The organism is Pseudonocardia sp. McavD-2-B (assembly GCF_024124365.1).
Classification (GTDB): domain Bacteria; phylum Actinomycetota; class Actinomycetes; order Mycobacteriales; family Pseudonocardiaceae; genus Pseudonocardia; species Pseudonocardia alni.
Window position 1 is genome coordinate 1 of sequence record NZ_JAMXSG010000448.1, and the last position, 2,619, is coordinate 2,619.

Below are 2,619 nucleotides of genomic sequence, written 5' to 3' on the forward strand. Positions count from 1 at the left end.
CGGCTGGGTGTCGGAGACCGGTCCACCGGGCCGTTCGGCGTCGGGCGAGCCCACTGCCGTGAGCGCCGGTGCGGCGAGCGGGGCGGCCATGGCCAGCACGGCGCCGGCCCCCACCCCGCCGAGCACGGCGCTCGCGGCGCGCGGTGTGCGTCGTCGGGTCACGGCCGCGTAACGTACCAGCACTGTGAGTGGCAACACGGATTCGACCGTTCGGCTGATCGCATGGGTCCAGGGGCAGGTGCAGGGCGTCGGTTTCCGCTGGTGGACGCGGTCGCGGGCGCTCGAGCTCGGCCTCGTCGGCCAGGCCCGCAACCTGTCCGACGGCCGGGTCGCGGTGACCGCGGAGGGTGACCGCGCCGCCTGCGACCGTCTGCTGGAGCTGCTGCGCGGCGGGGACACCCCGGGGCGGGTGACGTCGGTGTCGGAGCAGTGGGCTGAGCCGTCCGGAGCATTCTCCGGGTTCATCGAGGCCTGACCGCTCAGTTCTGTCGGTGCGGGGGTCTACACCTGTGCCCACACCGACCCCGGAGGTCCCGATGCCCGTCCAGATGACCCCGTACCTGCACTTCGACCACCGTGCGCGGGAGGCGATGGAGTTCTACCGCTCCGTGCTGGGCGGCGAGCTGCAGATCATGACTTTCGGTGACATGGGCGCCGAGGGCCCCGTCCCGCCGCCGGACGGCGTCATGCACGCCTACCTCGGCACCCCCGACGGCTTCGCGCTCATGGCCTCCGACGGCGACCCGCGGCACCCCACCGGAGCCCCGTCGGGCATCTCGGTCAGCCTGTCCGGCGACGACCCGGAGAAGCTGCGTGGCTTCTTCGCCGGGCTCGCCGAGGGCGGCGTCGTCGACGTCGCGATGGAGAAGCAGATGTGGGGCGACGAGTTCGGCCAGCTCACCGACCGCTTCGGCGTCCGCTGGCTGGTCAACGCCTCCGCCCCCACCGGCTGAGGGTGCGCGGGCGGGCCGTCGGGCACGGCGGCCCGCCCGGCTACCCTGGTCGCCCCCGCGCCCCTGGAGATCCCCGCCCGTGCACCTCAAGACGCTGACGATGAAGGGCTTCAAGTCCTTCGCCTCGGCCACCACGCTGCGCCTGGAGCCCGGGATCACCTGCGTCGTCGGGCCGAACGGCTCGGGCAAGTCCAATGTCGTCGACGCGATCAGCTGGGTGCTCGGCGAGCAGGGCGCCAAGGCGCTGCGCGGCGGCAAGATGGAGGACGTGATCTTCGCCGGCACGTCCGGCCGGGCGGCGCTGGGCCGCGCCGAGGTCACCCTCACCATCGACAACTCCGACGGCGCCCTGCCGATCGACTACTCCGAGGTCTCGGTGACCCGCCGGATGTTCCGCGACGGCGCCGGCGAGTACGAGATCAACGGCTCCCGCGCCCGGCTGCTCGACGTGCAGGAGCTGCTCAGCGACTCGGGCATCGGCCGGGAGATGCACGTCATCGTCGGGCAGGGCCAGCTCGACGGGGTGCTGCAGTCCAAGCCGGAGGACCGCCGCTCCTACATCGAGGAGGCCGCCGGGGTCCTCAAGCACCGCAAGCGCAAGGAGAAGGCGCTCCGCAAGCTCGACGCGATGCAGGCCAACCTCACCCGGCTCACCGACCTCACCGCCGAGCTGCGCCGCCAGCTCAAGCCGCTGGGCCGCCAGGCCGAGATCGCCCGCCGCGCCCAGGCCGTGCAGACCGAGCTGCGCGACGCCCGGCTCCGCCTCGCCGCCGACGACTACGTGACCCTGTCCGAGGAGACCCGGCGTGAGGAGGCGTCCCAGGAGCAGGCGCGGCGCCGCCGCGCCGAGGTCGAGGAGCAGCTCGACGTCGCCCGCGAGCGCCAGGACGAGCTGGAGACCGCGCTCGCCGCGGACGCGCCGCGGCTGCAGGTCGCCCAGGACACCTGGTACCAGCTCTCCGCGCTGGCCGAGCGGCTGCGCGGCACCGTGCGCCTCGCCGAGGAACGCGTCCGCCACCTCGCCTCCTCGGCCGAGGCGGGGCGCACCCCCGGCCGCGACCCGGACGAGACCGAGGCCGAGGCCGACGCGGTCGCCGAGCAGGAGGACGAGCTGGTCGCCGCCGTCGCCGACGCCCGGCGCCTGCTCGACGAGGCCGTCACCGAGAAGGCCGAGCGCGAGCGGACCCTCGCCGCCGCCGAGCGCGAGCACCTGGCCGCCGTGCGCGCCATCGCCGACCGCCGTGCCGGGATCGCCACCCTCGCCGGGAAGGCCGACGCGCTGCGCTCCGGCGTCGCCGCGACCGCGGAGGAGATCGAGCGGCTGTCCGAGGCGCTCGCCGAGGCGGGCGCCCGCACCGCCGAGGCCGAGGCCGAGCTGGAGACCGCGCGGGAGTCCCTCGGCGTGTCCGGGGACGACGCGGACGCCGACGCGCTCGCCGCCCGGGTCGAGCAGGCCGAGGCCGCGCACCGCAGCGCGGCCGAGCGGGTCGCCGAGCTGGGCGCCGCCGAACGCGACGCCGAGCAGCGCCGCGCGCACTGGCGCGCCCGGGTCGACGCCCTACAGGTCGGCCTGGTCCGCCGTGACGGCACCGGCGCCCTGCTCGACTCCGGCGACGACGGGGTGCTCGGCGCCGTCGCCGAGTTCGTCGAGGTCGAGCCGTCCGGG

At 75.3% G+C, this 2,619-nt stretch carries 3 protein-coding genes; all 3 read left to right on the forward strand.

The window, feature by feature from the left end; all coding sequences use genetic code 11:
• Positions 1–184: 184 nt before the first annotated feature.
• Positions 185–475 (forward strand): acylphosphatase, encoded by a 291-nt coding sequence (locus NH602_RS30005; RefSeq protein WP_100879977.1) that lies wholly within the window; start codon positions 185–187, stop codon positions 473–475.
• A 61-nt stretch (positions 476–536) separates the two neighbouring features.
• Positions 537–953, forward strand: a complete 417-nt coding sequence (locus tag NH602_RS30010) for a VOC family protein (RefSeq protein ID WP_161151592.1) — start codon at positions 537–539, stop codon at positions 951–953.
• 79 nt (positions 954–1,032) lie between these two features.
• Positions 1,033–2,619 (forward strand): chromosome segregation SMC family protein (locus NH602_RS30015; RefSeq protein WP_253069582.1); only part of this gene is annotated, 1,587 nt, incomplete at its 3' end.

Coding starts and splice junctions, on each gene's coding strand:
- NH602_RS30010 (WP_161151592.1), top strand. CDS start 537: ATGCCCGTCCAGATGACCCCGTACCTGCACTTCGACCACCGTGCGCGG.